7 protein-coding genes are annotated in these 5,314 nt (G+C 37.3%); all 7 read right to left on the reverse strand.

All coding sequences use genetic code 11. The annotated features are described in order from the left end of the window. Positions 1-193: 193 nt before the first annotated feature. Entirely contained in the window at positions 194-574 is a 381-nt protein-coding gene (locus tag KJ849_03685; GenBank protein ID MBU2599662.1) for a clan AA aspartic protease, read from the reverse strand. Between the two features lie 241 nt (positions 575-815). Then, complete coding sequence (locus KJ849_03690) at positions 816-1,022, reverse strand: transposase (protein MBU2599663.1); 207 nt, start codon at positions 1,020-1,022, stop codon at positions 816-818. 52 nt (positions 1,023-1,074) lie between these two features. After that, a complete protein-coding gene (locus tag KJ849_03695) occupies positions 1,075-1,302 on the reverse strand; it encodes a hypothetical protein (GenBank protein ID MBU2599664.1) in 228 nt (75 codons plus the stop codon). A 68-nt stretch (positions 1,303-1,370) separates the two neighbouring features. Beyond that, positions 1,371-1,829, reverse strand: a complete 459-nt coding sequence (locus KJ849_03700) for a winged helix-turn-helix domain-containing protein (protein ID MBU2599665.1) — start codon at positions 1,827-1,829, stop codon at positions 1,371-1,373. Between the two features lie 94 nt (positions 1,830-1,923). Continuing rightward, the gene (locus tag KJ849_03705) at positions 1,924-4,224 is read right to left on the reverse strand and encodes a PAS domain S-box protein (protein MBU2599666.1); all 2,301 of its coding nucleotides are present in this window, start codon (positions 4,222-4,224) and stop codon (positions 1,924-1,926) included. Positions 4,225-4,299: 75 nt separating this feature from the next. Next, positions 4,300-4,707, reverse strand: a complete 408-nt coding sequence (locus KJ849_03710) for a nucleotidyltransferase substrate binding protein (GenBank protein ID MBU2599667.1) — start codon at positions 4,705-4,707, stop codon at positions 4,300-4,302. Further along, positions 4,691-5,005, reverse strand: coding sequence for a nucleotidyltransferase domain-containing protein (locus KJ849_03715; protein ID MBU2599668.1), 315 nt, complete (start codon positions 5,003-5,005; stop codon positions 4,691-4,693). Before KJ849_03715 ends, KJ849_03710 begins: the two co-directional genes overlap by 17 nt. Between the last annotated feature and the right edge of the window lie 309 nt (positions 5,006-5,314).

Below are 5,314 nucleotides of genomic sequence, written 5' to 3' on the forward strand. Positions count from 1 at the left end.
ATGAAGTAGGCAATCTGTATTTGTCCACTTGGGGCGTCAAAATTTACTTTTTCTTTTTGTGTTGAAATAAGTTGTTCGGTCATATTTTCCTTTGTTGTCATTTTTCACCTGATACTTTTAGCAAAGGGGTTGCCTAACGATAGAGTTCAGCGGCAGCGTTACACGCTGTCCGCTGCAACGATTTGTTAGGCTTTTACTTAGCTATCGATGTCGCAATATTCGGACTATTTGGATTTACTTCTAAGGTTCGAGTTTTGGGAATGATGACCAAATCCATGTCTTCCATCGGAATGGCACCAAGTAAAGCCTGGTCACCCATAACCAATGCTCCAGCAAAACCAATACGATTCTTGAAATGAAGTTCAATGGGACCAACATACGGAACAAGTTTTCGGCTCCCATCTGCCAAGGTTACTTCCTTCTTGTCGATTTCATCTAACTCCAGTTGAATCCTTATGTGTTCAGGAATACAAAGATGGACTGCACCTGAATCTGCTAATGCTTCGACCTCAACTAATTCCAGCTCTGATTTTCTCGGATTTTTTAACAATATCTTTGCGTTAATTATGCCCATGATCTTACTTCTTTCCTTTCAAAATTGTTTTATATGCCTAACATTCTTTTTTATCTTTATTCTATACTTATTAAAGTTTTATTTAAAAAACAACAAATGTCAAGAAAAAATAGTAAAATGCTATTGAAATCAGAAGATATTTTCAGTATAATATATTAAAGTTTTATATTATACTGAATTATTATAATTTAAAGGACTTGTTATGTTTTTAGCTTTTAAAGATTACCTTATACCATTTCCATTAAGTTTCCGCCTCTTTGATCCAAGGGAACCAGCACATCGAACGCAAACGGTTTTTGTCAGCAATCAAGTCGAGCCATGATTCGCAACAGGCATTCACTATTTCCTCATATCCTTCGTATGTCCGGTTAGATAAATGATAACGGCGAATCCAATCCCATAAGTGTTCAGTTGGATTTAACTGTGGCGAATATGGTGGTAATTCCAATAAGGTTAGATTTTTCGGAATTTATAGTTCCTTAGTTGTGTGCCATCCTGCTTTATCCAATATCACTACAGCATGAGCCGTCATCTTGACTTCCCTGAGAAATCTCCTTTAAATGTACATTCATCGCATCTGTATTAGCATACGGCATCACTACAGCCGCTGCTTCACCACGTGCCGGACAGACTGCACCAAAAGTATAAACCCACTCAAACTCCTGTTGTTGCAGTGCTATTGGACGTGATCCCCTTTGTGACCATATCCGTGATATTGTTCCTTTCATTCCAGCTCGCATCTCATCTTGAAACCATATCTCTAATTCCTTATCAGGATACTTTCTCCCTATCTCTTCTACTTGATTTTTAAAGTTTTTTTAAAAGCCTCCTGAAGTTCAGTATTAGCCTTTGGATGATAAGGACGTGGCATAAGCCACCGCAATTCCAGTCTGTGTAAAACCAGATAAACTCCTGAAAGTGAGTAATCTGCATTGAACTCCTTACGCAGAACTTCCTGAAGTTTCTGACCATTCCAAGATACTATATTATCTTGTTTGTAGTCTGATCCAGCAAGCACCCGTTGCTTGAATCCTATAGAATCTTTCAGCTTTCTTGGAGCACCACTACGAGGTTTGTTATATAGACTTTCTATTCCTTCCTTGTTGTATCTGAAAGCCCAATCACGAACTGTGCGTATCCCTGCACCCACTGCTTCAGCAACATCTTTCTGATGCCACCCTTTCTTGAGTAATGCTATTGCTTGTACCCGTAGTCGCAGACGAGCACCTTTTATCTTCTTTGCCACTTCCATCATTTTCCATTATAAGTAGTTAGTCCTTCTGCTTGACTGAAATAAACTTTATTTTCCATTATAAGTAGTTAGTCCTTCTGCTTGACTGAAATAAACTTTATTTTCCATCATTAGAATGGTTAAGCCTTGCTCCTTGTGAGTTTTTTTGTATCGGGAGTTTAACTACAAAGGTTGTTCCTTTATTTACCTGGCTTTTAACTTCAATCTGACCTTGATGGGCATTAACAACCCGCTGACAAATGGCTAACCCTAAACCGGTGCTTTTTTTGGTGGTAAAAAACGGGTTAAAGATCTGCTTTAAGTCTTCTTTTGTCACCCCTTTACCGGTATCAGAGATGCTTATCTTAACGAAATTTCCTTCTTTTTTACTCTTCACGGCTAATTTTCTTTTACCTTTAACTTCCTTCATAGACTCAACGGCATTCTTGATCAGGTTTAAAAAGACTTGTTTTAGTCGGTCTGGGTCAACGATCATAAGAGGCAGGTCAATCGCTAATTCTTTCTTTATCTCGATTTTAGTTAGTGTCCCTTGAGGTAGTTCCTCGAAGCAGTCCTCAATAAGTTTATGGACCTCAAGGCTTTTTAAGATAAACAGTGGTGGTCTTGATAAACTCAAAAGGTCATTAACATAATTAGTTGCTCTTTCGGTGGCATCATTTAACTGGGAGAGAATCTTTTGAGTTTCTTGGTCTTGAAGCAAGGTCTTTTTTAAGTAATAAAGCCCAGCTTTGATCACCGCTAATGGATTTTTGATCTCATGAGCAACCTCAGAAGCCATTTGGGTTACAGCAGCCAGCTTTTCTGTCTTGATAAGTTTCTCTTGCATTTGTTTCTGTTCGGTGATGTCACGGAAGACTAAGATGACGCCAGCTACCTGGCCATCCCGGCTATAAATAGGGGCACCACTATCAGCGATAATTCTTTCTTGCCCATCTTTAGTTATTAAGACTGTGTTATTAGCCAGACCAACAACATGACCAAGTTGGATCACCTTTTTTACTGGATTTTCACATCGCTGGCGAGTCGCCTCGTTAATAATATAAAAGAAGTCACAGGTAGGTTTACCCATGACTTCTTTTTCTCTGAAACCAGTAAGTTTCTCGGCCACCTTATTAAGTAAGACTGCTTTGCCTTGGGCATCGGTAATGATGACACCATCACCAATGCTCCGTAAAGTTACCTCCAGCTGTTCTTTTTCATAAAATAGCTCTTTGGTCAGCTCCCCAATCTGCTTTGAGACATTACCTACCAATTGGATAACATTCTGGCTCAGGATCTCGATGTGTTTAAAAAAGTCCCTACAGGTAGCCGCACAGACCAGCGACCACTGGGCATCCTTGATATCTAACGGGATCATATACTGAAACTTATCCACTACCTCATTCTCTATATTCATGCCCTGGTAATAAGAATAAGTCTCCTCACCAGCCCTGGCCTTCTTCTGCCAGTCCCAGAATCCATGCAAGTATTCACCTGGTCTGTATTTTTCTTCAACCTCTTCTGGTGATAAATTTATTATCCTTCTATCAGGATGAAAGATAATCTGACCGGTCTTTCTATCTATTATCCCAAAGTAACCACTTTCACCTACTTTCTGAGTAACCAGAGGATAAAATTCTTCGTCATCTTGTAATTGTTTTAGATCAAGGTACTCTCGATTAATTAAATATAGCTTGATTGTCTTAGATAGATCTCGTGCCTTTTCCTTGATGTTATTTATAATTAATTCTTCTAACCTTAAATCAATCTTTTCAGCTATCTCATCTTCTAACTTGATTAGGATTTTATAAACCTTGTTTGGTAGTTCCTTTTCAAAACTAGCTTCTGAAATTTTTAATTGTCTTTTTAATAGATATTCCCTGGCCATATCTTTGGCGCTTTTAGTCTGAAACCATCTCTTGGTGTTTTCCTCAAGGAATTCAAAGAATTTCTCTTCGGTATAGTTAAATTTAGCCGTAAATAATTCAAAACATTCTGGTATATATCTTGATAAGACATTGGCATCTTTAACAATCTTGGCTTCTTTCGAGATTAGTCTGGTTTTTGTATCATGCCAGTTGATAATCTCTAGAATCTCTTTTTTTTCTTCTGGCGGCCAATTTAGTTCAGACAGGAGCTTTTTTGCTATGTTAGCACTTTCGATTTCATGCTGGTGGAGTAATCTTATCCCTTCTAACTCCCTATGAATCTTTCTTGCTTTTAGCTCTTCTTCGTAGGAAAACATATGCCAGCCGGTATCATGGAGAATAATGGCGGGTATGATTATTCTTTCGTTACCACCTTCTAAATGGATTAGTTTCTCGGCCATTCCTAATGCCGTGATAAGATGAGTCAGGTCAGTCTTATCCCGGCAATAAGTTTTTGCTTTTTCAAATATGGCTTCAAAAATCTCTTTCATTAACTTATTTTCCCTTTCTTATATCAAGTTATATCAAGAGCCAAAAATCAAAGATAAAATTTTCTCTTTTTATGTTTAGACTTTCTCATGGTTAATTATTAATTTTCCCTGTAAGTTGGCTAAAACCTTTTCTATAGATTGAAGATAAGCAGTTTTAATTCTCTCAAATATTTCTTGTGATGTTTCTTCATCATAAATATGCGATGTCTTGTTTTTATCTTCAAGCATCTTGAGGAATACTTCTTCGTCACCAAGTAAATTAATTCTAAAAGCTTCTTTTAAACTTTCTCTGGGTGTATTTACCGCAATCCCTTGATATTCAAGAAATATCTTTAATGCCTTCCATAACAACTCAAAGGTGAATTCAAATCTTTGAATGGCCCCATCTTTATCAAGGTCATCTTTAGCCTCTTGGATAGCTTCTTTTAATTTTTCAAAACCGTTGGTAAATTTTTCAACGGCATACTTAACTTTTTCTTCCATAAACTACTCGCCCTGTTTTTAAGATTATATCCTTGAAGGACTTATCCACGGCGTTTAAAAAGACAAGATCAACCTTGTAAAGTCCAGCTATTTCTTCAATCTCTTCCTTTATTTTTCTTTCCAACCTTAGATCAACCTTTTCCTTGTCAATTGCCAGGTCAAAATCAGCGTGAGCCGGATAGTTTTGTTTTGCCCTTGAACCAAATAAAATAATTAAGTCTGGCTTGAGATATTTTTTAAGAATATCAATGGTCTGATTTAATATTTCATTTTCTCTTTGGGTTGTAGTCCTATCCAGATAATTCCTCCATAGAAGGTATTAGTTGTCAACAATTAGTCATCAAATATTTAGATCGAGCTATTATAGAGCTGCCATTATAGCACTTATTAATGAAAAATGGTCCATTAAATTTTTTCGCTCGTCCGGCGTAAGCGATTTAAATCCCCCTTAATCCCCCTTTATCAACTTATCTTTACCCATATCTTTTACTGGACAAATTATCAAGGAGGAACAGGAGAACCTTGACCCACTCTTCCATTGAATATCTTCCACATTTCAGTCATATTATCCAGCTCTTGAAGCCCCAACCATATCGTTTTTGTACCA

This window comes from bacterium, assembly GCA_018830565.1.
Taxonomy (GTDB): domain Bacteria; phylum UBA9089; class JAHJRX01; order JAHJRX01; family JAHJRX01; genus JAHJRX01.

Excerpts from the sequence above, each read along its gene's own strand:
- KJ849_03685 (MBU2599662.1), bottom strand. The coding sequence starts at position 574 with ATGGGCATAATTAACGCAAAGATATTGTTAAAAAATCCGAGAAAATCA.
- KJ849_03695 (MBU2599664.1), bottom strand. The coding sequence starts at position 1,302 with ATGAAAGGAACAATATCACGGATATGGTCACAAAGGGGATCACGTCCA.
- KJ849_03710 (MBU2599667.1), bottom strand. The coding sequence starts at position 4,707 with ATGGAAGAAAAAGTTAAGTATGCCGTTGAAAAATTTACCAACGGTTTT.
- KJ849_03700 (MBU2599665.1), bottom strand. The coding sequence starts at position 1,829 with ATGATGGAAGTGGCAAAGAAGATAAAAGGTGCTCGTCTGCGACTACGG.
- KJ849_03705 (MBU2599666.1), bottom strand. The coding sequence starts at position 4,224 with ATGAAAGAGATTTTTGAAGCCATATTTGAAAAAGCAAAAACTTATTGC.